Below are 25,430 nucleotides of genomic sequence, written 5' to 3' on the forward strand. Positions count from 1 at the left end.
TATTTTGAAAGGATGATTCCCATGGCAAAATTCGGCATTGAAACGCAACTAGTGCAATTAGGCAATAAAACCGATAAAACGACAGGGGCGGTCAGCACCCCAATCTATTTGTCGACCGCTTATGAACATGAGGGGCTTGGCAGGTCGACAGGCTATGATTACACGCGCACCAAAAACCCGACTCGCTCCGTACTGGAAGAAGGCATCGCCGCTCTTGAAGGCGCGGATGCTGGATTTGCCTGTAGTTCCGGAATGGCGGCAATTCAACTGGTGCTGTCGCTGTTCAGGCCTGATGACGAGGTATTGGTACCGGAAGATATTTACGGAGGCACTTACCGGCTGCTCCAGCATTATTCGGAGATTTACAATATCCGCACCGTTTACGCAGATTTCAATGATGTCAGCCACACTGAAAGCTTGATCACAGATAAAACGAAAGCGTTATTCATCGAGACGCCAACCAATCCATTGATGCAGGAAATCGACCTGGGCGCCTACGGAAAACTGGCGAAAAAACATGGTTTGCTGCTCATTGCCGACAACACCTTTTTAACGCCTTATCTTCAACAGCCTATAACATTAGGCGCAGACATCGTCGTGCACAGCGCGACAAAGTATATCGGCGGCCATAATGACGTGCTCGGCGGCTTGGTTGCTGCCAAAGGCCAGGCGCTTTGCGAGAAACTGGGCGTGCTTCACAATTCAGCTGGCGCAGTGTTATCGCCGTTCGATTCCTGGTTGTTGATCCGCGGCTTGAAGACGCTGCCGCTTCGCATGAAACAGCACGAAAAAAATGCGTGCGAAGCTGCTGAGTTTCTGACACATCACCCTGCGGTCACAGATGTCCTTTATCCCGGAAAAGGAGGCATGTTGTCATTCCGCTTGCAAGACGCATCATTGGTCGGTCCGTTTCTGGAAAATTTGGAACTGATCACGTTCGCTGAAAGCCTCGGCGGCGTGGAAAGTTTCATCACCTATCCCGCCACCCAGACGCACGCCGATATCCCTTATGAAGAGCGGACGCGCCGCGGAATTTGCGATTGCCTGCTCCGCTTTTCCGTCGGCATCGAAGACATTGAAGACCTGACAGCCGATCTTACCCAAGCATTCGCAAAACTGGACAAGGAGGTCCTTCGCCTATGACACATTTGGAAACCCAATTCATCCACGCAGCCGGAGTCGACAAAGAAACCGGGGCGGTCAATGTCCCGATTCACTTGTCTTCCACATACCATCAGGCCAGCTTTGACGAATTCGGACCGTTCGATTACAGCCGCTCCGGCAATCCCACACGTTTAAAGCTGGAAGAAACCATTGCCAAACTCGAAGGCGGCACACGCGGATTCGCTTTCGCTTCCGGCATGGCTGCCATTTCTTCCGCGTTCATGCTGCTGTCGGCTGGCGACCACGTCCTTGTATCGGAAGATGTCTACGGGGGCACTTACCGCTTTGTCACGGAAGTGCTTACCAAATTCGGAATTTCCTTTAGTTTTGTCGACATGACCGACCTCAGCGAAATGGCCGCAGCTATCCAGTCCAATACGAAAGTCGTTTATATAGAAACACCATCCAATCCGGTCATGAATATCACCGACATCGAAATAGCCGCCAAGCTCGCAAAAGCCAATGGCTGTTTAACATTTGTCGACAATACATTCATGACGCCTTTGTACCAGAACCCGCTTGCTTTGGGCGCAGATGTCGTCTTGCACAGCGCGACGAAATTCCTATCCGGCCACAGCGATATCATCGCGGGGCTCGCAGTCGTCAAAGATCCGGAATTGGCGGATCGTCTCGGCTTTATTCAAAATACGTTCGGTTCGGTCTTGGGGGCGCATGATTCCTATACCTTGATCCAAGGCATCAAAACTCTGGGCGCACGGTTGAAGCAATCATCCGCTTCTGCCCGTGTCATTGCGCAATATTTGCATAGCCATCCCGCCGTGGAAGAAGTCTATTATCCGGGCTTCACATTCCATCCGGGCAATCCGATCCATGAGCGCCAAGCACGCGACGCGGGAGCTGTTGTATCGCTGCGCCTGAGAGACAAAGATGCTGCCCGGATTTTTGTGGAGAGCCTCAAAATTCCGGTATTTGCGGTAAGTTTGGGAGCAGTCGAAACGATTCTTTCTTACCCGGCGACAATGTCCCATGCATCTATGCCGAAAGAATACCGCGAGAAGCGCGGCATCACAGACGGTGTTCTGCGTTTATCTGTCGGCCTCGAAAACCGCGACGATTTGCTGGAAGACCTTGAACAAGCGCTGCAAAAAGTCCGCCGCGCAATACAAACTCCCGAACTGGTGAAATAAATTCCAGAACAAAACCGCCCATTCAACTTGCTGAATGGGCGGCTTTCTTTTAATATATCGTTTTTCCTGAAAGAGCTTCCTGTGCAGCAGAGGCATTTGTACCAATCGGCCGCTTAGCCACACCCGTATCAATCGCAGCTTGCGCCACTGCGGCTGCTACTGCCGGTGCAACGCGCAAGTCGAATGGCGCTGGAATGACGTATTCATCGTGGAGTTCGTGCAATTCCAGCAGCCCGGCAATCGCTTCTACTGCCGCAATTTTCATCGCATCATTGATTTCAGTAGCACGGACGTCCAGTGCCCCGCGGAAGATGCCTGGGAACGCCAGGACGTTATTGACCTGGTTCGGAAAGTCGGAACGTCCCGTGCCCACAATGCGGGCCCCTGCGCGTTTTGCCGCGTGCGGCAAAATCTCCGGGTTCGGGTTCGCCATCGCAAAGATGATGGGTTCTGCATTCATCGATGCCACCATTTCTTCACTCAAAGCTCCCTCGGCCGATACGCCGATAAACACGTCCGCCCCTTTGATAACATCTCCAAGTTTGCCTTCAGACCGGCCATAATTGGTCATTTCTGCTACTTCTTCCTTGAATGGATTCATTCCGTAGGAACGGCCTTTAAAAATGGCGCCTTTCGTATCACACATGACCAACTGGCTGAAACCGTATTTGCTCAGCAGCTTTACGACCGCAATCCCTGCGGCTCCTGCCCCGTTGACGACCACTTTTACTTCATCAACGTTTTTACCGACCAGTTTCAGGGAATTGATCAATCCGGCAAGCGTCACAATGGCCGTTCCATGCTGATCATCGTGGAATATCGGGATTCCCATCTCATCTTTCAAGCGCTGCTCTACGATAAAGCAAGTAGGCGCAGAAATGTCTTCCAAATTGACTCCGCCAAAGCCGGGCTCCAGCAGTTTAACCGTTTGGATGATTGTTTCAGCGTCTGTTGTGTCCAAGCAGATTGGAAATGCATCAACGCCCGCGAATTCTTTGAACAGCACCGCTTTCCCTTCCATCACCGGCAACGCCGCATGAGGGCCGATATTGCCAAGTCCGAGAACCGCGGTGCCATCTGTAATGACTGCCACCGTATTGCCTTTCATCGTGTACTCGTAGACTTTCCCCGTGTCCTGCGCAATTTCCTTGCACGGCTCTGCTACTCCGGGAGAATAGGCGAGACTTAACTCCCTTTCATTTCCGACCGCCACTTTTGAACGGACTTCGAGTTTTCCTTGATGTTCCCGATGCAGATGCAAAGAGTCGTTTCTCAGGTTCGCCATTGCCTCATCTCCCTTTGTTTATATTTGTTCATTATAAAGCGTTTAGAGCCAATTGAAAGACTTTTCTGATTTTTATTGTATTATTCGGACTTTTGACTGAGACAAAACTCATATGAAAGCGCCTTCATATTAAAAGAGTCCCAGAAGTCTCCATTTGCAGTCAGGCAACTACTAATAATAAAAGGCAGAGAAAACGAATCGTTTTCTCTGCCCTTCAATATTATTTGCTTTACGGTTTTACGTTTTATACGTCAAATGGCGGTCCATCCTCCGTCGACTTTGATTGTTTCGCCTGTCACGAAATTCGATAAATCCGAAGCGAGATACAACACAGCTCCAGATATGTCTTTCGGCTGCGCGAGGCCGTCCAGAAGAATGCGGCTCTCGACGTCTTTCTTAAATGCTTCGTCTTCGAACATCTTCGCTGTGAATTCTGTTTCGATGAACGTCGGAGCTACGGCATTGACCTTTACCCCGCCTTTCGCCCATTCCACAGCCAGCGCTTTGGTCATTTGCACCATGCCGCCTTTGCTTGAGCAATAGGCTGCGCGCTTGATATAGCCGACAAATGCCATTTGGGAAGCAATATTGATGATGCGCCCGCTTTTCTGTGCAAGCATATATTTAGCAGCTGCCTGGCTGGCGAAAAAGGCCGATTTCAAGTTCAAATCCAGGACCGTGTCCCAGTCTGATTCCGTCACTTCCATCGCAGGTTTTGCGATATTAACGCCTGCATTATTCACCAGCACATCGACTGTACCGAAAGTGTCCGCTGCCGTTTCAATCAGCCGCCGTACTTCTGCTACTGCACTCAAATCACCGGCCACTGCGATGCAGCGCGGATTAAATTCATGAAGCTCGCTCAGCGCATTATCGAGCGCTTGCTGATTGCGTCCCGAGATGACGACATTCGCCCCCAGTTCTGCAAAAGTCCGGGCAATATCCCGGCCGATCCCTTTGCTGCCACCGGTTACAATGACGGTCTTCCCGGCAAGTTCGGAAAAGTATGCACCCATTATTCGCTCTCCCCCATTGCCTGCAGATCATTTTTCAGGAAATGGATCAGCGTCCTTTCCCGGTCGGCATTGAGTTTACGCGATACGGCTGGCTCCCAATCGTAGAAGCCTTTGCCGCTCTTGTCGCCCAAATTGCCTTCTGCCGCAAGTTCCGACAAAATTTTGCCTGAGCGCTGGTCGGTCGCCAAATCTTCGAACAAATAATTCGAAATTGCCGAAAACACATCCAAGCCGCCCATATCGGCTGTCATTAATGGTCCGGTCACCGGCAAGCGGCGCCCAATGCTATAAGTGACTGCTGCATCAATATCTTCTTTTGACGCCGCTCCGGAATCCAACAGCGCTTGCGCTTCACGGAACAACGCGTATTGCAGACGATTGCCGATAAAGCCAGGCAGTTCTTTTTGCAATAAAATCGGTTTCTTATTCATATCCACAATAATTTGCATCGCACGCTGCACGGTTTCTTCGTCGGTCTTGCTGCCTTTGACTACTTCGACCAACGGAATAAGATGACCTGGATTCCAGAAATGCGTCACGACGAATCGGTTTGGATGCGCCATTTTTTCAGACAGCAGACTTGGCATGAAACCCGATGTATTGCTCGCGATAACGACGTCTTCTCCGACAAGCTTCTCAAGAGTAGCGTACATTTCTTTCTTCAATTCCAGCACTTCCGGAATCACTTCGATGATGAACGTCGCGCCTTCGACAGTTTCTTCAAGAGAAGTCGAGAATTGGATGGTGTCTTTGATGCGTTTCGCATCCGCTTCGCCGAATAAATCGTTGTCGACCATCACGCCCAGTTTATTGGCAAGGCCGTTGTTTGCATTTTCCAGGTCTTGCTCATTAATGCCAAAAACTTTTACAGGATGCCCTGCCCACGCTGCTGATAATGCGATGGAATGCCCCATCGTGCCGCTGCCGAGAATCGAAATCTTTTCCATGTTTTGCACCTCTTCCAAATAGTCCATCTAAAAAAAGTATACCCAACAAACTAGCTGAAAACTAGCTCATTGGGTATTTAGATCTTATAAACCTAGAGAGAACAACACTACTGCGAGAACCGCGCCAAGAAGCGGCACCACTACAGACAGCGCACCGAATGCAGGATATGCATCCTTATGGGTCTCACCGGCAATCGAACGGATTGTCGTTACCACATAACCGCCTTGCGGCAAGGAATCCAGGGAACCGGATGAAATAGCGACCGTTCTATGAAGCGCTTCCGGGTCAACGCCCAGATCCAGGTAATGCGGTGCCAGAAGCGGCAAGGCAATCGCTTGCCCGCCTGATGACGAACCTGTCAATCCGGCGATGACGGCAACGGCAAGCGCGCCGCCGATCAGCGGACTTCCTGGAATACCAGTAATGACGCCGACAGCTGTTTCAAATGCAGGAGTCGCTTTGACGACTCCGCCAAATCCTACAACGGCTGCTGTATTGGCAATCGCAATAACTGCGCCAAGCGCTCCGTCGCCAAACGCCTTGCCGATATTCGTAAAATACTTGCGGTTGATCACATACGTAGCGGCGATCCCGCCGCTAAGCGCTATGATCAACGCAGAAGTTCCCAGTGAATCGTGGAAAATGAACGAAATGATCAACACCACTAACAACGGCACCATGCTGAGAAGCGGATTCGGTAATTCTTTGCGGGTATCCGCAGTCGGATCCGTTTTTCTCGAAACGAAATGCTCGCCTTTCGAGACGGCTTTTGTGATCATCTTCTTCAGCCACCAATAACCGAATATCATCATAAACACGGCGACAATCGCACTGACTTCCCAGCCAGCGTATGGCGTCGTGCCAAGGAATTCAATCGGAATCCAGTTCTGGATTTCAGGTGAACCCGCTGACGTCATTGTAAATGTGGTCGAACCGAATGCCAGGGCAGCCGGTATAAAGCGGCGAGGCAGGTCCGCTTGCTTGAACAAGCTAAGCGCCATCGGATAGACCGAGAAAGCCACGACGAACAAACTCACGCCGCCATAAGTCAAAACGGCACAGGCGAGAACGACAGCCAGCGCCGCCCGTTTCATACCAAGTTTGCCAACAATCCATTTTGACACACTGTCGGCTGCACCGCTGTCTTCCATCACTTTACCAAAAATCGCACCTGTCAGGAACATCAGGTACCACGAGGCGATAAAACCCGTAAATCCTGTCATGTAATTTGTCAGGAAGTTGGCTGCGCCTTCTTCCGCAAGCTGCGGGAAGAGCGGCAACCCGTTCATGATTCCGACAAGCAAAGCAGTGAGCGGTGCCGCAATCAGCAAGTTCATGCCTTTCATCGTCAAGTAAATCAATAACGCCAATCCGCCAAATAAACCTATCATGCCAATCATATAATTTCCTCCATCAAGCTTTGGGATATGCCAACTTTCTAAGAGACACTTGTTAGCTCTTTTCATTTCGCTTCAGGCGGACGCCTTCCGCGCTGCGAAAACCATTGCTCCTACAGCGCCATGCGCTTCGTCGCAAACAAGTTGGTCAAAATCCTTTTGCCCAACTTGTTCGCCGCCTTCCGCTACATTCAAAGGTATTTCTTTTTAGAGAGTTTTTTCTTTACTGAAGAGCATGAAAGATACACTTTCTGCAGTTTTTTTCGGTTCTTTAGATATGGAGCAAAATAGTCCGACTCATAAGGGAGCAGTGAAACGATGAAGTGACGACTAACTTGTTCGCTAGCACGAGTTAGTTCGGCGCAAGTCCACGTGAAAGCGGGACTGTTTTGCAAAATATCGGCTTAATAAGCACTCTATTATTTTTTACCGTAGCGTTTTACGCGCAATAGCGCTTGTTCTGCGTGGCCTGCAAAGTTTTCAAGCTGGCACAGTCGTGCAGCGTATTCACCGATATAGGCGCTTGCTTCAGGTGTCGTGATTTTTTGGTAAGTGACCGTTTTGATGAATTTGCCAACCCATAAGCCACCTGTATAGCGTGCTGCGCCTTTTGTCGGCAAGGTGTGGTTTGTGCCGATGACTTTATCACCGTAAGCGACGTTGGTTTCTGGCCCTAGGAACAAGCAGCCGTAATTCGTCATATTTTCCAGGAAGTAATCCGGGTTTTCCGTCAGAATTTCCACGTGTTCAAATGCAAGGCGATCTGCTTCGATGCGCGCTTCTTCGATAGAGTCGACAATAAGGATCTGTCCATAATCTTCCCATGATACGCGGGCTACGTCAGCAGTCGACAAAGTTTTGAGTTGGCGCTCAATTTCTTTGACTGTCTCTTCAGCCAATTGCTCAGAAGTGGTGATCAATGCGCCTGGCGACGTTGGACCGTGTTCTCCTTGGCCTAAAATGTCTGTCGCGACCATTTCCGCGTCTGCTGTATGGTCTGCTACCACCAAAGTCTCCGTTGGGCCTGCGAATAAATCAATCCCGACTCTGCCGTATAATTGGCGTTTCGCTTCTGCAACGAATGCATTACCCGGTCCTACGATCATGTCGACCGCTTCGATTGTCTCAGTGCCGATTGCCATTGCTGCCATTGCCTGAATTCCGCCAAGCAAATAGATTTCATCTGCGCCTGCTAAAGACATGGCAGCAATCGTAGCATTCGGAATTTCTCCGTTGATTGGCGGCGTGCAAGCGATTACACGTTTAACGCCGGCAACTTTTGCAGTGAGCACACTCATATGCGCAGATGCCACCATTGGATAACGCCCGCCTGGGATGTAACAGCCTACACTGTTGACTGGAATATTTTTATGGCCCAGAATGACGCCTGGAATGTGTTGGACTTCTACATCGCTCAATGACGCGAGCTGTGCTTCAGCGAATGCTTTGATGTTCTTTTGTGCGAATTTGATGTCTTCAATCACAGAGGCAGGAACTTTGGAAACGATTTCATTTACTTGCGCTTCAGTGAGTCTGAATGCTTCAGGAGACCACTTATCGAATTTTTCCGACAAATCTCGAACTGCTTCATCCCCGCGCGCTTCCACATCTTTCAATGCTTCTGCAACAATCTGCGACACTTTAAAATCGTTTGCGCTTACTTCTTCTTGCGATTTCCCAGCTTTATATACTTTTACCAATGGGATTCCCTCCAATTTTTGAATACGTATGCAAAACATGTGCTACCAAGAAGAATATTGCAATTAATCTTGAAAGTCAATAATTTTCAGGCAGTTTTTCGTTTGATTAATTTCCCATCAATCTCAACTGCCCTTGCTAAGCCAGTGTAATCAACGATTTCATCCATGATATATTCAATTGTTTTTTCCACCATTTTTTCAATGGGCTGCTCCCACGTAGTCAGCTGATAACCCAACCATGCTGCCATATCGATGTTGTCGAATCCGACCACTTTTACGTCTTCCGGAATACGCAGTGAATTCTTTTTCAGCGCGTCGATAACGCCCAGCGCCATAATATCGTTCGCAGCAAAAATAGCCGCTGGAACTGGTCCTTGTTCCACCATGCCCAGTGCAGTCTTGAAGCCGCCTGCATATGTATAGTCCGATGCATATTTCCGATGGCTAATGCCTTTTTTCTTCAAGACTTCCATGAAACCCGCTTCCCGTTCGAGACTGGTCGACGTGTTGCCGTTGCCGGAAATGTAAACCATCTCTTTGATGCCTTGGCCGATCAGGTACTCGGCGACTTTTCTGCTGGCGTCCAAGTTATTGCAGCACACCGAATAAAATTCATCCGTGTTTAATTTGCGGTTGAAAAACACAAGCGGAATGCGGTTTGAACGGAAATCTTCTGCTACTTTCAATGACATCGCAGCATCCGTGATAATGACACCCGCTACATTATAATTCAGCAAAGTTTCCACATCTTCCGGCTGGATTTCCTCATTTTGCGTATGCACAAATAAGATGCTGTAGCCCAGTTTTTTGAACGCCGTTGTAAATTGCTTCAACACTTGCGGATAAAAGGGATTCTCGACCCCTTTCATCACCAAGCCGATGATTTTGGTTTTGTTGGTGATCAGACTGCGCGCAAATTCATTGGGCCGATAGCCCAACTGTTCAGCCGCTGCCAGCACTTTGGCACGGGTTTTCTCCGAAACTTTTGCCCCTTCAAAATAGACCCGTGAAACGGAAGACTGGGATACCCCTGCCAGTTTCGCTACATCATTCGCTGTAACCATGTGCTTCATTTTCTTCATTCCTTTGCGCTTGATATCGAATTCTAGAATACACCATTTTCCTGCTTTTGGCATTTATTTCTTGGATAATTCAACAAAAAAACGGCCTGCGAACGCACAGGCCGGATACTGGCTTATTCAATCGATTCCAAAGATGATGTCACTCGGTACTCATCCGTTCCTTCTCCCATGATAAACTCCCGCTTCACTTCACCGAGCCCTTCCACGTAATAATTGCGGATTGTCGCGCCATCATCTTCATGTTTCTCGGTCATGATTGCATTATCGAAATTTGCATAAGGGGTTTCCGTCGCAACATCGATCTCCACTACCTCTAATCCGTCCACTTTATCGCCAACTCCAATCGGCAATTCAAAGAAGCGGGAAATCGGTTTCAAGGCTTTGAGCTCTTCAAGCGGCGGATTGTATTCTTCATAGAACTCCGGCTTCTCCAGAACCAAGTCCGCCACATTATCGGCGATCCGGAATACCTTCAGAATTGTAGTACCGCCATTGTCTTCGTATAAAGCGATATGGTCCTCTTCCAGAAAAACGGTGCGGACCGTGAGCTGCGCATATTCGTTTCCATCCCCTCTAAAATGCGCGATGGTGCCATCTTTCATAAAAAAGCTGTAAGGATCGCTTTCCACGCCTGCAGGTTCTTCTGGTTCCTCTTCTGGTTCCTCTGCCGGTTCTTCTGCCGGTTCTTCTGCTGGTTCTTCTGCTGGTTCTTCTGCTGGCGGCTGCCCACCGTTTTCCGGAACTTCCGGATCCCTTTCCGATCCGCACGCTGCAACTATTATTACGAATAACATTATTATCATAAGCTGGACAAGTTTCATAGCCATCTCCCCATTTCTCAGAATAGACGCCAATAAAAAGTAAGTCTAGCTGTCACGCTACGCTTGAGTCGTTTTGGCCATGGCTTCCGTGAATCGCAAAAGGGCCATCCCTCACCGGAATGTCCCTTCAACTCCCTTATCAATTATTAAAAAGGTTTTTAATAACACGGATGACTCGATTTTGCTGGGCGATTGTCATATTCGATCCCGACGGCAGGCATAAGCCGTGGCGGAAAATCCGTTCACTGACTGCTTCGCCATCGCCATCTTTGTAAAAAGGAGCATCCTTGAATAACTCTTGTTGGTGCAGCGGGTTCCAAATATTGCGGGATTCGATTTCCTCGGTCTCAAGGGCGCGCTTGATGTTTTCAGGCGTCAATGCGGTAATATCCGTGTTAAGCGTAAAGGCGCTCAGCCAGCGGTTTGAACGCGTATCTTCCAGTTCTGGCTGGAATTCAATAGCTTCGATATCCTTGAAGGCTTCTGCATACCTCTCATAAATCGCACGGCGGGCATTGACCCGGTCTTCAATCGCCTCTAATTGCGCTCTGCCAACTCCTGCAAGGATGTTGCTCATTCGGTAATTATAGCCAACTTCATGGTGTTTATAATATGGCGCAGGATCCTTTGCCTGTGAGGCAAGGAATCTAGCTTTCACCAGCGCTTTAGCATCATCGGAAATCAGCATTCCTCCGCTTGACGCTGTGATGATTTTATTGCCATTGAAGGAATAGATGCCAAATTTACCGAGGGTCCCGCTGCTGCGTCCTTTGTAAAGAGAGCCAAGCGATTCAGCCGCATCTTCAATGATGGGTACGCCGTACTCGTTGCAGATTTCCAGCAATTCGTCCATCTGCGCGCTTTGGCCGTATAAATTGACGACAATCACTGCTTTGGGCAATTTCCCTTCTTCTGCCGATGCCACAAAGGCTTTTCGGAGAGCAGTTGGGGACATGTTCCATGTCTGTTCTTCCGCGTCGATGAAAACCGGTTCTGCTCCTTCGTATAAGATAGGGTTTGCGCTGGCAACGAATGTCAGTGATGAACAAAATACTCGATCCCCTTTGCCGACACCCAATAAATGAAGGGCCAAATGAATTGCTGCCGTGCCAGAACTCAACGCAGCCCCGGCTGCCGCTCCTGTATACGCAGCAAGTTCCGCTTCGAACTTGTCGACATTCGGCCCGATTGGAGCGATCCAATTGGTATCAAATGCTTCATTGATGTATTTCATTTCGTTTCCGGTCATATGAGGAGAAGAAAGGAATATCTTTTCCTTCTGGTATGGCGCTTGAATGTAAAGATTGGTGCTCTGGTTTTGTTCGATTGGTAGAATCTTCATCAATAAATCACCCCGTCAAATTTCAGCTTTTCGCCTATTTTTCTTGCAAGCAGTTCGTTATCCGTTCAGATTATTGATCACCAGCCGGAATTTACTGTTCGGCTGCATAGGAATTTCTTCTACGATGCGCATATTAAATCGCATGTCGTTGCCAAAAATATAAACCATTTCTTCATGGATCGATTCAGTCATAGCGTTCGTATAACTTTCTGCCGCTTCTATCATCACGTCGATGACATCCGGCGAATTTTGGATAAACTGTATTTTCCGTATGCTGCCGGAAAAACGGCTGCTGGCCATAGACATATACAGAGCCGTGAATTTGCCTTTACTTTTCGATTGGAGAAAATCATCTCCCCGGTCCTGTAAAGGATGGACGACCGGATGAGCGCTGCCGCATTCGCAGTATCCCCCATCTTTCGCCATATCGATGCGTTCTCCGGTTTTGTAGCGAATCAATGGCGTTCCATACGTATTGAAACCCGTTATGATCATTTCCTTGTCGATTGTCGTTTCGATGATGCCTGAGCTCAAATTATAATGCAGCCTGCCTTTCGGGCATTCCGTTATGAACGGCGCCCCTTCTGCGGAAGCATAATGATTGCGGACCGGGCAATCGAAAGCCATTTCAATTTCCCGGCGGTGCTGAGGCGTCAAAGTTTCGGCGGACGAGAAAATCGCAATCGGATGGAACGACAAGATGATCCGGTGCTGGTTGATGTATTTCGCCACCTCATAAAGGGCTGATGGCAGCCCGTCGATGAAGTCCGGCTTATAGCCATCAAGATTTTCCACAAAAAAACCTGCGTTCTTTTCGTTGCAGTAATAAGCGGAATACAGGCGCTGCTTGCTTGAATAATTGTCGCGCCAGAACACCTTTTTCTGCTGCCTCTTCGGTATAAACCGATTGGAGCTGAAAGAAGCTCTTTTCATTTCCAAATTGGTGACTCCGTGCTGTTTTTTGAAAAAATCCAGAAACGCCATATGCTTTTGCATATCCTCTTTAGTGAAAAGGAATTTCAGCGGAATTCCAGCTGAGTCCAACGTATGGGATACGATGGCGGAGTTTTCCGAGATGGTGTACATGGAAGCGATGTTCTCCCGGACCATCTCTTTTTCCAGCACCGGCAATCTCTTCAAGTCATCTACCGTTTTTATTGAGCTGATGTCGACCCCTTTGTAGAAGTCCCGGTAAAACGGGCTCTTTTCAAAGGCATATTTGACTAGCTTCTGGAGTTCCTGTTGCTGATAGGTTTTTTCATAAACCGCATCAGAATAATCCCGTTTGCCCAATTCTTTCAGGTATTTGAAGTAAATGTTGCCATGTCGGCTTTTTGTCCTTCTGTATCCCTCCACGCTCGCAAAAAGGTTTTGGAAGTAAATCGGCGAATTGTCGTATATTTTCATGGGCAAATCACGCATCCGCACTTCCTCCTTTAATGTATTTTTCTCTAGTAGTTGTGGTGCTTCATCAAGGATGGCAGACGGTTTCTCAAAAACCTATGCGAACTTGCCCGCTGCTTTAGCTTTCCATTGATCTTGCCATTCAGGCGGCTGGCCAGTTTCCGGCCGCTTGCGGTTAGCGAGTTTCAGCAGGATTTCCTTCGTTTCCTCAGGACCTAAATCCGGAAGCTGTTTCAGGACGCGGCTCATCTCGACTTGGCTGATTGGAGTCGCCTTGCCGATATAGATTTTCGGGAAAATCTTATCTGTCTGTATTTCACTTTCATCAAGCAATTCTTCGTATAATTTTTCTCCTGGGCGCATGCCGGAAAATTGGATTTTAATGTCATTTTCTTCGAAACCGGAAAGTTTGATCAAGTTCCGCGCAAGATCGACGATTTTCACCGGTTCGCCCATATCCAGAACGAAGACCTCACCGCCAGAAGCGAGCAGTCCCGCTTGGATCACCAGCCTGGAAGCTTCCGGAATCGTCATGAAATACCGCGTCATATTTTCATCCGTTACCGTGATCGGCCCGCCTGCTGCAATCTGCTGCTTAAAGAGCGGGACCACACTGCCGCGGGAACCTAGAACATTGCCGAAGCGAACTGCCGCAAATGTGGTATTGCTGTTGACGGCCAAGTTCTGTACGATCATTTCCGCAAAGCGTTTCGTTGCCCCCATAATATTCGGAGGATTGACGGCCTTGTCTGTGGAAATCATGACAAAACTGCCTACGCCGAACTTGTCAGCTGCCTCTGCCACGTTTTTGGTGCCGAATATATTGTTCTTGACCGCTTCCAGCGGGTTCGCTTCCATCAGCGGCACATGTTTATGAGCTGCAGCATGATAAATGAGATCCGGCTCAAGGGTCTTGATGACGTGGAATATCCGTTCCCTGTCCTGCACATCCGCGATGATTGGAACAATTTTCGTCGTTTTCGGCACTTTTGCCCGCAGCTCCATATCGATGGTATAGATGGAATTCTCACCATGCCCCAAAAGCAGAATTTCTGCGGGATTGAATTTTGCGATTTGCCGGCAGATTTCAGAACCGATCGACCCACCTGCACCTGTTACCATGATTGACTTGCCGCTAAGCTGGTCATTGATTGCTTGCATATCCAGCTTGACTTCCTCGCGGCCGAGCAAATCCTCGATTTTCACATCACGGATATCGCTGACTTGGATTTTTCCGGTCATCAAATCTTCAATTCTCGGGATAGTCTGTGTTTTTGCGCCAGTATCCAAACATTTTTTTGTCAGTTCCGCCATCGCTTTTTTAGATAATGAAGGAATTGCGATGACTATTTGATCGATGCGGTGGTCTACGACATAGGCCGGGATATTGTCGAGCGCGCCGACAACTTCGATGCCCAGCATCTCGAGCCCCCATTTTTTCTTGTCATCATCCACAAAGATCACGGGATTTCTTCCCCATTCCGGATTATCCTTCATATGCCTTGCTATCATTCTTCCTGCCTGGCCTGCACCGATGACCATTGTTCGACTCGTTAATACCGCTTTACGCCTGATCGCCTGTTCCTGGATCAACCGCAGCGAAAGCCGCGAAGCTCCGAAAAAGAAAACCAGCAGCAGCCAAGAAAGCATCAGCGTTCTCACATATAATTGTGTAGAATACGTGTATTGCATAACGGCTGCTACAAGAATGGTGAACGTTACTGCCATGACAATCGACTTGAGTTCATCGATTGAAGCATAGGCCCAAATTTTCCGGTACAGCCCGTAATGCCAGGCAAATGAGTGCCAAGCGATGAACAGCGCTATCGTGCTGATGAAAAGCATTTCATTGGTCAACACGCTGGCATACGGATATAAGAATAAATAACAGGCATAGATAGAAGAAATAATAATCAACGAATCGATGAAGAATAACGACAGGTATCTTTTCTTAATCGTCAATTGAATTACCCCATCTCATCTCTGTTTTTTAATGTTGCTATTCGTCTCCGTAACCTTGGTAATAATAAGTATCTTTGCTGATTTCATAATTATTCATGACCACACCCATGATGAAGGCTTTAGAAGTTACCAGCGCGTCCCTTGCTTTAATGACGCTTTCCTTCTCGGATCTGCCGGTATTGACAACCAATACTGTGGCGTCGCATTTATTCGCCAGGATTTTCGAATCGGTAACCGACAACAGCGGCGGCGAGTCGAAAATGATCAAATCATATTTTTCTTTCATCTCTTCAATTAGCGAGTCAAGAGCCGGAGAGCTGAGAAGTTCAGCCGGATTTGGCGGAATCTGGCCGCATAGCAGCAAATCAAGGCCCACCACACCGCTCCGTTTCACGCTATCCTGGAGCCTGCCTTTTTTCAGCAGAAGATTCGACAGGCCGACTTTATTGCTTTGCTGGAAGGTATGGTGCAATGTCGGGCGTCTCATATCCGCATCGACCAGCAGCACACGTTTTCCGGCTTCGGCAAACACAATTGCCATATTGCAGGAAGTCGTCGATTTCCCTTCCTCTTTCGCTGCTGATGTAAATAGGATTGTCTGTGTATCAGGGCCCGGCATAGAGAAATTGATATTTGTCCGAATCGTACGGTATTGTTCAGTAGTAATGGATTGGGGGTTAGTACGAACCACCAATTTTCGTCCCACCGATCGATTTGATTTTTTCGCTGTCCACATCTACCAACAACTCCTTCTTATCTTTTAATGTCGAAGATCTGCGTTTTTCCTTGCCGCCTTCAGTGCGGCTGACGATGCCCAGTACGTTAAGGCCGACTATCGCTTCGATGTCTTCCTCAGTACGGATTGTTGTGTTCATCTGATCGAGCAAAATTGCAAGCCCTGTTCCAAGCATAAGTCCGATGATTGCCCCGACACCCATATTGAATAGCGGATCCGGTTTAACCGGTTCGGGCTCAATCGGTACAATCGCTGGCGCCAGAATATTAACGTTGTCGACTTTCATCAAGTTTTTGATTTCAGCCTGGAATACGGATGCCGTCGTATTAGCGATAAGGACCGCTTTTTCCATCGAGGCGTCTTCCACATCCAACGTCACTACCTGTGAATTTTCAATATTTGATACCGTAATGCGTTCGTTCAGTTCTGCGACCGTCTCGTTCAAGCCAAGTTCTTTAATGACAGCCGATAAAATGATTGGGCTTTTGATGATGACATTGTACGTGCTGATCAACTGGATATTTGCATCAATGTCCTGCGTATCGAATGGCTGCGCCGCCGTCGTATTCTGGTTGACCAGAATTTGCGTCGAAGCCTGATAAATCGGCTTCATCATGGTGTAGCTGACAACCCCGCTTAACGCAACGAATAGCAAAGTCACCATAATGATCAGTGGAAGCCGCTTGCGTAAAGCCTTTAAAAATTCTTTGACGTTGAATGTACTCTCCATTTCCTGACACCTCTGTTTCCAATGAATTTTGTGATGCTTTTAACGCAAATGCTTTTCAGCAAATTGTCCAATGTAGAAGACTTTTGAATATTTGCCGTTAGAGGCGTTTAACATAAGGATGATCCAAAGCACTAAACCGATAGGCATTAAGATCACTCCTGATAACCAGCCGATGACTGGAAGCATCCCAAGGACGGTGAATACAGTAACGAATGCGATTGAAAGCAAAATTGACTGCAGCGCATGAAAGCGTACGAAGCGATTTTCCCTTTCGACGATAAGAAGCAGGAACCCGGATACAAAACCGAATAGATAAGCCAGCGATCCGGCATGATTCTCGGTCAGCCCGATGACGGTCCCAGTGGGGCCGGAAGCTCTTAGCGCTTCGGGGCGTTTGAATACAGTTTGACTATCGAAATTGCCAAGCTGCCGATCGTCTGTGATTTTAAAATTGTTTTCAACCATTTTCTTTTCCTCCTTTATTCTCAATCATTTGACCTAATACTAAAGAGGCAAGGTTAAAACAAAGTTAAATAGATTTAATTATTAAAATATTTTAAATTAAGCTTAATTGATATAAATTTTAATCTAATAAAAGAGCTGATATCCCGCAAAATAGTCCCGCTAAAACGTATGCTCCTGCATCGCTGCACTAGCTTCGTCGCAAAGAATTGGCCGAAGGTAGTTCGGCCAATTCTTTGCTGCGGGCTCGCACCAAACTAACTCGTGCTGACGCATGAATGGATTTAGGCACTTCATCGCTTCACTGTTCCCTTAGGAGTCGAAGCTGTTTTGCTGCATATCTGGAGAACTGAAAGAAACTGCAGAAAGTGTATCTTTCGTATTCTTTGATAAAAGAATTTGATTTGTATCAAGAGACAATTTTGAGTGAAGCGGAAAGCGTCCGCCTGGAGCGAAATGAAAAGGACTATGTTAATCCCGCAAAACAAAAACAGCCCCGCCTGGATGGCGGGGCTGTTGCTGGTTGATATTATTCTGTTGTGAACTTATAGCCGAAGCCTCTGACGGTCCGGATATGCACCGGATTAGCGGGATCTTTCTCCACTTTCCGCCGTAGGTTGCTGATATGGACTTTGACGGTCTGGATATCCCCTTCGGAATAATAGCCCCAAATCCGGTCGTATAATTGTTCTGCCGTCCACACGCGGTTCGGGTTTTGGGCCAACAGGAGAAGCAATTGGAATTCCTTATGATAAAGCCGGACCTGCTCGTCGTTAACGTAAAGTTCCCTTGCGTCGATGTGGATTTTCATGTCCCCGAATTCCAAAATGGCCAATTTATCTTCGTCGCCGTTTTTCCAGCCGTTTCTCCGGAGGATGGCACGGATGCGGGCTTCAAGTTCATTGAAGTCGAAAGGCTTGGTTATATAATCGTCCCCTCCCGCTTCGAGGCCATTGATCTTATAGGAAAGTTCTTTGCGGTAGCTGACAAATAAAATTGGCATTTTCGTCTGCAGTCGGATTTGTTCACAGACTTCCAGGCCATTCATCCCCGGCATTTCGATGTCGAGCAAAATAATGTCAGGGTTTTCCTTCGCCAATTTATCCATCGCTTCATAGCCATCTTCAGCATCTATGACGCGGTAGCCTTTTTTAATCAGGAACAACCGCATGAGTTCGCGGATTCCTTCTTCATCTTCAACGACCATTACAGTAGCTTCGTTCATGGCGAACACCTCCTATCGTTTTTAAAAACTCAGTGGCAAAGCAATATAGAACACGCTTCCCTTGCCCGGTTCGCTTTCAGCCCAAATTTCCCCTTTATGGGAAAGGATGATTTCTTTTGCAATGGCGAGGCCCAAGCCGCTTCCTTTGTAATGTTCCGATTTCTCCATTTTAAAGAATCGATCGAAAATATGCGGCAATACTTCCTGGTCGATCCCGCTTCCGGTGTCCGCCACTTTTATGATGACTTCGCCCTCAAATTCCTCCAGGTCAAGCACTGCCCCTTCCGTGCCACTTGCGTAGACTTCGGTTGAAATCGTGATTTTCCCATCCTCTGACGAAGTATGCTTTACTGCATTCCATAGGACATTGGAAAACACTTGGTCGATTCTGTCGACGTCAATTGACAGGATAAACTGATCTTCGAGCGGATTGCGTCCTCTTGCACTGTGTTCGAATTTCCTTCCGCTTTGAGTGACATCGGATTCCATGCCGGTGGTCAAGCGGTTCAGCCACTGGCTCAGCTTCACTTCTTCAAAGCGCAGCGTCATATTGCCGGATTTGTATTTTGACAGCTCGGTTAAATCTTCTGTCAGGCGTTCCAACAACAGCAGTTTGTTATGGATCATGTCCAGGTATCTCGGATTTTTCTCGTCGATGAGGCTTTCTTTGACTGCCTGGATATAGCTGTGAATCAGTGTAATCGGCGTCCCCAATTCGTGAGAGATCGTCGATAGCATTTCGTTTCTGGATTTCTCGATTTCCTGGATTTCATCGTTTACAGTCACCAAGTTCATATTGGTGATTTCCAGAGCCATCGTACGTTCTTTGATGTTGCGCTCCAGGAAATAATTGACGTTCGTGATTTCCTGCGTCAAGCTTCTCAAATTGGCCAGAGTTTCGACGCGCAGCAGGAATTCTTCCTTATCGCACGGCTTTACCAAATAATCATTGGCGCCTGCGGTGAAAGCGTTTGTCTTATGGCGCATACCTTCTTCTTCCGACATCATCAGGATCGGCAGTTCCGTTAACGTGAATTCTTTTCGGATGCTGCGGCATAATTCGTCTCCGGTCATATCTGCCAGCGCCCATTCAAGAATGACAAGATCGATCGGCTGTTCGCCGAGAAGTTTGAGCGCTTCTTTTCCTTCGGAAACCCCGGTCACTTCAAACCCTTCCCGCATCAGATGGTAGGTCACCATCTGCCGATTGACATCGATATGGTCGACAACCAGAATACGGATCTGTTTTTGTTCCCGTCTACGCTGGCTAAGGGATTGCGTAAGCTCTGCAGTGGACAATTCTTCGATTTTAACTTTCTCGGCTTCCTGCGGTTCGGCCAATTCTTCTTTCATATAGATAGGCAGCGTAAAGCTGAACGTCGACCCTTTTCCAGCTTTCGATTCCACTTCCAGCCAGCCGCCTTGCAATTCGACGAGCCGTTTGGAGATGTTCAAACCGATGCCGATACCTGTATCCCGGATCCCGTCGACATCCGATTCCGGCTTCAATGGAAACGGTTCGAATAAAGTCGGAATCTCTTCTTCTTTGATGCCGATACCGGTATCCCGTACGGAAATTTGAATCTGTTTGCCGATTTGATTAGCAGTAATGACAATTTCGCCCGAGACTGTGTATTTGATGGAGTTGTCCAGCAGATTGAAAAGAACCTGCTGCACCCTGTCCGGATCAGCAATAACCTCCGGAAGATCTTCTGGAATCGTGTGGTACAAGGAAACGTCTTTGTCTTTAAGCAATGGCCGGCACACTGTAAGCACTGTTTCAGCCAAATCAAGCAGTTTCACCGGTTCGACATGAACATCGAGCGCATTCTGTTTAAGCTTGGAAAAATCCAAAATATCGTTGATCATATGCGCCAATTTCTTCCCGCTTGTAACAATGGTTCCGAGCTGCTGGTTCGCATTTTGCGGTATGCGTCCATATGCCATTTCCTGCAACGACTCGGCAATGCCGATAATGCCGTACAACGGTGTTCTTAAATTATGGGATGTCATCGCAAGCAACTCATCTTTGCGCTCATTGGCATGCTTCAAAGATTCCATTGCCATGCGCTGCCGCTCAACAGCCTTGCGTTCAAGCTCCTGTTTCTCCAACCTCTTAACTGCCGCTTTATCATTCAACGCGAGTGCGGCTAACAGAATTCCCAGCCCTACTGCTAGATAACCACCATGGCGCGTTCTGAGAGTGAAAAGCATATAACCATTCATAACCAGGAACGAAACCGTGATGCCGAACATCATCAAGAATGCGCCGACAGTGTAATACCTGGCATAAAGGATATCTTTTTCCAGACATATTACCGAGATGACGAAAACTGCGATGGAACTGGCGACAAGCAGCAGCGGCAAAAAGAGGCGAATAGCATCTAAGTTCAACAACAAGATGAACAGCAAGATCAAGTCAGCAGCAATTAGTCCCTTGAACACTTTTTCAAGCCAAGGCAAATGCCGCCGGATATCCAGAAAACTTTCAGTGAATAACAGCATGAAGATGGTGCTCAAGCCAATGAAAAAAAGGATCGAGCGTTCGTTCCACCAAATCATATCTGGCCAGATAAATGCCAGCGTCAAACCTGTGAGCGAGGAAATCGCGAATAAAATCGACATTGACAAGAGCGCGAAATATAAAAAACTTAATTGTCTGAGCTGTACGAATTGGAGTAGATGATAGGCTGTGATGACGATGGCGATTCCTGACCCTACACCGATCAATGCTGTAGTCGCTCTTGTTTCCGCTTCAAAAGCCTTTTCTTCCCAGACTGTCACAGGAATTTGCATCGGTCCGTCAGATTTTGCATGGAGATAAAAGGTCCCTGCAGCGCCTTCCTCCATATCAAGGTTGAAAACGAGATTCCGGTGGTAGTATTCGCGCTCGCCGACTGGCACAGACCGGCCGCTTTCCTTCGCTTCGAATCCGCCCCCGGGTGCGGGCATATACAATGTGACATCGTCCAATGTCGAAGAAGCGACTTCCAAGAGCCACTTCTTGTCCGCTGACGTATTCTGCAGATCGAACCTGATCCAATAAGCACTGTCTGTATATCCCTCATTCAGTGTTCCTTCTATATTCGGCATGAACTGCATGCTTAAAATCGGCTGTGAAACCTCTTCCATCGTCAAACTGCCTGAACCATCTTCTAAAATGGACATTTCACTGTCCAATCGGATCTTATCCATTGAATCAGTCAACATCAGCGTTTCGCCGCTTTCTTCTAATCCGCCTTCCGGGCTTTTGGCTGTTATAAAAACCAGCAATATAATAAGGATAAATACTATTTTAACGGTTATAGAAACATTCCGGTAAAGTCGGGACATAATCATGCACCTCTGTTTTTCTAGAATTCGTTTAAGATAATCATTATCAAATCAAAAAAACAGTAACGGTCATAAATTATTACTTAAACCCTTAACTAAATTCTAACTTGTATAATTTATTTTGAATATTTAAATTATTAAGATTCGCCATTTATGAACCATAAGTATCATTACCAATTGATAGAATAATACCATTATACTTGGAAAAAGAAAACATTTTTTTATCTGAAAATTCAAATAAAACTATTGACCCAGAACCTACTTGCGATTATTCTATAAAAAAGGACACTCTAGGTTCATTTGTCGCATGAAATTTGAATCGGGCATTTAATGCCCCAGAAGAGGTGATAGCGATGTTCCAGAAGAAATCTTCAACCCTTCCGAAAAAGAAGAAGAATTGGTTCGGTATTTTTGTAAAGATTTCCATTCTAGTAGGTGCACTATACTTACTGGTCCTATTTCCGAAAGCAACTAGTACATTGGATGAAATCCATGAACCACTGGTCAGGGAAGCATCCCCTAAACGGCAAGAGAAAGTCGTCTTAGAGGATAAGGATCCAATTTCCGTCCTGCTGCTCGGTGTGGATGAGCGTGCGGGCGATAAAGGCCGCTCGGATACGATGGTTGTTGTTGCCATCAACCCGGAAAAGGAATCCACCAAGATGATCAGCATTCCACGTGACACTTATACCGAGATTGTCGGACTCAATATGTCTGATAAGATCAATCACGCGTATGCTTTTGGCGGCATTGAAATGTCGATGGATTCCGCAGAAAACCTGTTGGACATTCCCATCGACTATGTCGTCCAGCTTAATATGGAAGGATTCGAGGACATCGTCGACGCATTGGATGGCGTAAAGGTCGACAACTCTTTTGCCTTTGACGATTTCCCCTCAGGCGAACTGACTTTGAACGGCACACAAGCATTGGATTACGTACGGATGCGCTACAACGATCCGGATGGGGACTTTGGCCGCCAGAACCGCCAAAAACAAGTTATCCAGAGCATAATGACCAAAGCCGTTTCTGCTAAAGCGCTTTTCAATTACCCAAAAATTTTCAACGCGTTAGGCAATAACGTAAAAACCAATATGGGCTTCAACGAAATGATTGATGTCCAAAACAATTACCGCAGTGCCACAAACGACCTGGAACAGCTTTATTTTGAACAGGGATACGGTGAAACAATCGGTGGCATCTGGTATTACATGATGGATGAAGAAGAACTTGCTGAGGTGCAGACGGTTTTCAAAGAGCAACTGGAAATAAGCCCATAATAAAAATCCAGCCGCATGTGTGAAATGCGACTGGATTTTTTTGTCCATTATTTTTTAGGTGCGAGTTCGACAGCTTGGCGCAATGCTTCCACTAAGCTTTTTTCATCTGCCTTGCCTGTGCCCGCAATATCAAAAGCGGTGCCGTGGTCCACACTTGTTCGGATAATGGGCAGCCCAACAGTAATGTTGACGCCCGACTCCAGGCCCAGCACTTTGACCGGACCGTGGCCCTGGTCATGGTACATGGCAACAACGATATCAAAATCACCGCGCACCGCGCGGAAAAATAATGTATCCGCTGGCAGCGGCCCTTGCACATCAATTCCTTCAGCTTGTGCTTTCTCCACTGCCGGAACGATTTTGTCCGCTTCTTCGCCGTAACCGAACAAACCATTTTCCCCGGCATGGGGATTGATGCCGCATACCGCAATCTTCGGAGAAGCTATACCCGCTTTGGATAAAGTCTCGTGTGCCAGTTGAATGACGTGCAGGACACGTTCAGGCGTGATCATATTGATCGCATCAATGATGCCTACATGCGTGGTGACATGGATTACTTTTAAATTTGGAGCCGAAAGCATCATTGAATAATCCTTGGTACCGGTCAGTTCAGCCAGTATTTCTGTATGCCCAGGATAAAGATGGCCCCCTTTTTGCAAGGCCTCTTTATTCAGTGGGGCGGTGCAGATAGCATCAATCTCTTTGTCAGTGGCCAAACCGATTGCTTTGGCCAAATATTGAAATGCTGCATTACCGGCTTCCGCAGACACTTCCCCGATTGGCAGCGTATCTGGTAAAAGAGCGAGATCTAAACAATCGATTACAGCTGGATCGAATTGCGCTTCTCGCGGGTGATTGATGCGGCGAATCTCTTTTGTGCTGCCCGTAAATTTTTTTGCGCGCTCCAGAATTGAAGCATCCCCGATCACAAACGAACGGCTAGTTTCATGGACAAGCTCATGTTCGAAGCTTTTTAAAATGATTTCCGGGCCGACGCCTGCCGCGTCCCCCATTGTAATTCCAATAATCGGCCTATAAGTTTGCATGTAATCCCGCTCCTCTCAGATAATCGACGGCATCGACAAGAGAATGGCTAGTGCCAAACCCCCCTGCTTTTGTAATCGCCGCCATCTTTTTGTTTTTCCAGTCCACGATCCCAAGCGGCAATCCTGGCTCTACTTCAAACTTCAATTCCATGTCGTGGATGCCCAAATTATTGCAAATTGCCTTCGCAGTGTCTCCGCCCGTCATAATGATGGCGTCGAAAGCGGATTGTTGCAGAGCAGCTTCCGCCAGTAAGCCAAGCCCTTCCGCAATCCCTTTTCCGCATGCAGCGGCTGACCATCCATTGCTGGCTGACCATTTCTTGACCCTTTCGCGGTTTTCTTCGGAACCATCCACATAAATCACCGCAGCGTCCCATCCATCCCGAGCTAATTGTTGCCGCATACCCGCGAGGGCCTGAGCTGGATTCTGCAATAATTCCAGCGGATCCGCTTCCGCCATAACCGTTCCTTCTCTTTTCTTTAACTCCGCCAATTGTCCACTTGTCTGACTGGACAAACTGCCGGCAGCCACAAGGACTTTTTCTGCCCCGATAGGTTGCCGTCCATTATTTTTACCTGTGCTTAATTCAGTATACAAATGGTTGATCATACCAGCGGATCCAGCCCAGCCGATTGTCAAGGCCACTCCTTTTTCCAAAATTGCCAGTTCAGCGAAATCCGCTTCATCGACCGCATCGCACACCACCCATTCCACACCTCGTTCAAATTGCTCCTGCACCCACTTTGCAGCGTCTGCGCTAAAGAGCACTTCCCGTGTAAGAACCGCCGCTTTTGCGGGTCCCGCCTCCAATAAATCTGGAATAAAGCTTTTCAAAACCGGTGTTTTAGGGTCTTTGGCAAACTCAGTTTCCGTAATTTTTACGCCGTTTACGTAGAGAACGCCTTGCTCAACGGTTCTGCCCATTACCGGAAAAGCGGGAACGATCCATATCATGTCCATTCCGCCGGCATCTTTCATCGCCTGCAACTCAGCTGCTACAGGGCCGCGCAACGTTGAATCCACTTTTTTATAAAAGTTAGTGATACCGTTCGTTTTAAAACGCATAATTTCCCGGTGGACTGCTTGGTAGGCGTCAGTTGCAGCCATTGCCCGGCTATCGGTATCGACAATCCAAACCTCGATTTCTTCATCGCCAAAATTTGAAGCGTTTACTGAATCCGTCAGCAGCACTTTTGTCCGAAGCCCTTTCTGCGCAAGCCGCACGCCCGTGTCATTGGCTCCGGTAAAATCATCTGCAATGATGCCAATCCCTTTTGCCACATCCCCAACCCCTTTGCCGCAAGCAGCTTGTGCCGCCAGTCTTTCTTTTACTATAAAACGAACACTA

Annotated in this window: 20 protein-coding genes; 3 read left to right on the forward strand and 17 right to left on the reverse strand. The window is 47.6% G+C overall.

Going from position 1 to position 25,430, the window contains the following annotated elements:
* Positions 1 to 21: 21 nt before the first annotated feature.
* Both AC4EHB_RS06335 and metC read left to right on the forward strand, forming a co-directional pair.
* Positions 22 to 1,143 carry a methionine biosynthesis PLP-dependent protein gene (locus AC4EHB_RS06335; protein ID WP_490980952.1) on the forward strand — a complete coding sequence of 374 codons (1,122 nt, stop codon included), beginning with the start codon at positions 22 to 24 and terminating at the stop codon, positions 1,141 to 1,143.
* Positions 1,140 to 2,312 (forward strand): cystathionine beta-lyase, encoded by a 1,173-nt coding sequence (gene metC / locus AC4EHB_RS06340; RefSeq protein WP_490980953.1) that lies wholly within the window; start codon positions 1,140 to 1,142, stop codon positions 2,310 to 2,312. Before AC4EHB_RS06335 ends, metC begins: the two co-directional genes overlap by 4 nt.
* Before the next feature lie 49 nt (positions 2,313 to 2,361).
* Here metC and ystJ read toward each other — a convergent pair whose 3' ends face one another.
* From ystJ to AC4EHB_RS06415, 15 genes are all read right to left on the reverse strand, one after another.
* Positions 2,362 to 3,597, reverse strand: coding sequence for an NADP-dependent malic enzyme (gene ystJ, locus AC4EHB_RS06345; protein WP_490980954.1), 1,236 nt, complete (start codon positions 3,595 to 3,597; stop codon positions 2,362 to 2,364).
* A gap of 251 nt (positions 3,598 to 3,848) precedes the next feature.
* The gene (locus AC4EHB_RS06350) at positions 3,849 to 4,613 is read right to left on the reverse strand and encodes an SDR family NAD(P)-dependent oxidoreductase (protein ID WP_490980955.1); all 765 of its coding nucleotides are present in this window, start codon (positions 4,611 to 4,613) and stop codon (positions 3,849 to 3,851) included.
* The gene (locus AC4EHB_RS06355; RefSeq protein ID WP_490980956.1) at positions 4,613 to 5,560 is read right to left on the reverse strand and encodes a 3-hydroxyacyl-CoA dehydrogenase family protein; all 948 of its coding nucleotides are present in this window, start codon (positions 5,558 to 5,560) and stop codon (positions 4,613 to 4,615) included. The genes AC4EHB_RS06350 and AC4EHB_RS06355 overlap by 1 nt, the downstream gene beginning before the upstream one ends.
* 84 nt (positions 5,561 to 5,644) lie before the next feature.
* On the reverse strand, positions 5,645 to 6,961 hold the full coding sequence (locus tag AC4EHB_RS06360; protein ID WP_490980957.1) for a GntP family permease: 1,317 nt from the start codon (positions 6,959 to 6,961) through the stop codon (positions 5,645 to 5,647).
* Positions 6,962 to 7,377: 416 nt separating this feature from the next.
* Positions 7,378 to 8,658: a histidinol dehydrogenase gene (gene hisD, locus AC4EHB_RS06365; RefSeq protein ID WP_490980958.1), complete on the reverse strand. Its 1,281-nt coding sequence runs from the start codon at positions 8,656 to 8,658 to the stop codon at positions 7,378 to 7,380.
* A gap of 86 nt (positions 8,659 to 8,744) precedes the next feature.
* On the reverse strand, positions 8,745 to 9,731 hold the full coding sequence (locus AC4EHB_RS06370) for a LacI family DNA-binding transcriptional regulator (protein WP_490980959.1): 987 nt from the start codon (positions 9,729 to 9,731) through the stop codon (positions 8,745 to 8,747).
* A 122-nt stretch (positions 9,732 to 9,853) separates the two neighbouring features.
* A complete protein-coding gene (locus AC4EHB_RS06375; protein ID WP_490980960.1) occupies positions 9,854 to 10,561 on the reverse strand; it encodes a hypothetical protein in 708 nt (235 codons plus the stop codon).
* A gap of 139 nt (positions 10,562 to 10,700) precedes the next feature.
* Entirely contained in the window at positions 10,701 to 11,810 is a 1,110-nt protein-coding gene (locus AC4EHB_RS06380) for an aminotransferase class I/II-fold pyridoxal phosphate-dependent enzyme (protein ID WP_490975629.1), read from the reverse strand.
* Positions 11,811 to 11,960: 150 nt separating this feature from the next.
* Positions 11,961 to 13,325: a phenylacetate--CoA ligase family protein gene (locus AC4EHB_RS06385; protein ID WP_490980961.1), complete on the reverse strand. Its 1,365-nt coding sequence runs from the start codon at positions 13,323 to 13,325 to the stop codon at positions 11,961 to 11,963.
* 78 nt (positions 13,326 to 13,403) lie between these two features.
* Entirely contained in the window at positions 13,404 to 15,269 is a 1,866-nt protein-coding gene (locus AC4EHB_RS06390; RefSeq protein ID WP_490980962.1) for a polysaccharide biosynthesis protein, read from the reverse strand.
* Positions 15,270 to 15,306: 37 nt separating this feature from the next.
* The gene (locus AC4EHB_RS06395; protein WP_490974733.1) at positions 15,307 to 15,960 is read right to left on the reverse strand and encodes a CpsD/CapB family tyrosine-protein kinase; all 654 of its coding nucleotides are present in this window, start codon (positions 15,958 to 15,960) and stop codon (positions 15,307 to 15,309) included.
* Entirely contained in the window at positions 15,947 to 16,735 is a 789-nt protein-coding gene (locus AC4EHB_RS06400) for a YveK family protein (RefSeq protein ID WP_490974734.1), read from the reverse strand. Before AC4EHB_RS06400 ends, AC4EHB_RS06395 begins: the two co-directional genes overlap by 14 nt.
* A 39-nt stretch (positions 16,736 to 16,774) precedes the next feature.
* A complete protein-coding gene (locus AC4EHB_RS06405) occupies positions 16,775 to 17,200 on the reverse strand; it encodes a DUF4870 domain-containing protein (protein WP_490974735.1) in 426 nt (141 codons plus the stop codon).
* A gap of 526 nt (positions 17,201 to 17,726) precedes the next feature.
* Positions 17,727 to 18,422, reverse strand: coding sequence for a response regulator transcription factor (locus AC4EHB_RS06410; RefSeq protein ID WP_490974736.1), 696 nt, complete (start codon positions 18,420 to 18,422; stop codon positions 17,727 to 17,729).
* Positions 18,423 to 18,443: 21 nt separating this feature from the next.
* Complete coding sequence (locus tag AC4EHB_RS06415) at positions 18,444 to 21,755, reverse strand: ATP-binding protein (RefSeq protein WP_490980963.1); 3,312 nt, start codon at positions 21,753 to 21,755, stop codon at positions 18,444 to 18,446.
* Positions 21,756 to 22,108: 353 nt separating this feature from the next.
* Here AC4EHB_RS06415 and AC4EHB_RS06420 point away from each other — a divergent pair, with 353 nt between their 5' ends.
* Positions 22,109 to 23,035 carry an LCP family glycopolymer transferase gene (locus AC4EHB_RS06420; protein WP_490980964.1) on the forward strand — a complete coding sequence of 309 codons (927 nt, stop codon included), beginning with the start codon at positions 22,109 to 22,111 and terminating at the stop codon, positions 23,033 to 23,035.
* A 47-nt stretch (positions 23,036 to 23,082) separates the two neighbouring features.
* Here the strand turns inward: AC4EHB_RS06420 and pdxA are convergent, their stop codons facing one another.
* Both pdxA and AC4EHB_RS06430 read right to left on the reverse strand, forming a co-directional pair.
* Positions 23,083 to 24,081: a 4-hydroxythreonine-4-phosphate dehydrogenase PdxA gene (gene pdxA / locus AC4EHB_RS06425; RefSeq protein WP_490980965.1), complete on the reverse strand. Its 999-nt coding sequence runs from the start codon at positions 24,079 to 24,081 to the stop codon at positions 23,083 to 23,085.
* Positions 24,068 to 25,363, reverse strand: a complete 1,296-nt coding sequence (locus tag AC4EHB_RS06430; protein WP_490980966.1) for a four-carbon acid sugar kinase family protein — start codon at positions 25,361 to 25,363, stop codon at positions 24,068 to 24,070. Before AC4EHB_RS06430 ends, pdxA begins: the two co-directional genes overlap by 14 nt.
* Between the last annotated feature and the right edge of the window lie 67 nt (positions 25,364 to 25,430).

The organism is Planococcus sp. TJ-302 (assembly GCF_058268455.1).

Excerpts from the sequence above, each read along its gene's own strand:
- AC4EHB_RS06335 (WP_490980952.1), top strand. The coding sequence starts at position 22 with ATGGCAAAATTCGGCATTGAAACGCAACTAGTGCAATTAGGCAATAAA.
- metC (WP_490980953.1), top strand. The coding sequence starts at position 1,140 with ATGACACATTTGGAAACCCAATTCATCCACGCAGCCGGAGTCGACAAA.
- ystJ (WP_490980954.1), bottom strand. The coding sequence starts at position 3,597 with ATGGCGAACCTGAGAAACGACTCTTTGCATCTGCATCGGGAACATCAA.
- AC4EHB_RS06350 (WP_490980955.1), bottom strand. The coding sequence starts at position 4,613 with ATGGGTGCATACTTTTCCGAACTTGCCGGGAAGACCGTCATTGTAACC.
- AC4EHB_RS06355 (WP_490980956.1), bottom strand. The coding sequence starts at position 5,560 with ATGGAAAAGATTTCGATTCTCGGCAGCGGCACGATGGGGCATTCCATC.
- AC4EHB_RS06360 (WP_490980957.1), bottom strand. The coding sequence starts at position 6,961 with ATGATTGGCATGATAGGTTTATTTGGCGGATTGGCGTTATTGATTTAC.
- AC4EHB_RS06370 (WP_490980959.1), bottom strand. The coding sequence starts at position 9,731 with ATGAAGCACATGGTTACAGCGAATGATGTAGCGAAACTGGCAGGGGTA.
- AC4EHB_RS06375 (WP_490980960.1), bottom strand. The coding sequence starts at position 10,561 with ATGAAACTTGTCCAGCTTATGATAATAATGTTATTCGTAATAATAGTT.
- AC4EHB_RS06380 (WP_490975629.1), bottom strand. The coding sequence starts at position 11,810 with ATGACCGGAAACGAAATGAAATACATCAATGAAGCATTTGATACCAAT.
- AC4EHB_RS06385 (WP_490980961.1), bottom strand. The coding sequence starts at position 13,325 with ATGCGTGATTTGCCCATGAAAATATACGACAATTCGCCGATTTACTTC.
- AC4EHB_RS06400 (WP_490974734.1), bottom strand. The coding sequence starts at position 16,735 with ATGGAGAGTACATTCAACGTCAAAGAATTTTTAAAGGCTTTACGCAAG.
- AC4EHB_RS06405 (WP_490974735.1), bottom strand. The coding sequence starts at position 17,200 with ATGGTTGAAAACAATTTTAAAATCACAGACGATCGGCAGCTTGGCAAT.
- AC4EHB_RS06410 (WP_490974736.1), bottom strand. The coding sequence starts at position 18,422 with ATGAACGAAGCTACTGTAATGGTCGTTGAAGATGAAGAAGGAATCCGC.
- AC4EHB_RS06415 (WP_490980963.1), bottom strand. The coding sequence starts at position 21,755 with ATGTCCCGACTTTACCGGAATGTTTCTATAACCGTTAAAATAGTATTT.
- AC4EHB_RS06420 (WP_490980964.1), top strand. The coding sequence starts at position 22,109 with ATGTTCCAGAAGAAATCTTCAACCCTTCCGAAAAAGAAGAAGAATTGG.
- pdxA (WP_490980965.1), bottom strand. The coding sequence starts at position 24,081 with ATGCAAACTTATAGGCCGATTATTGGAATTACAATGGGGGACGCGGCA.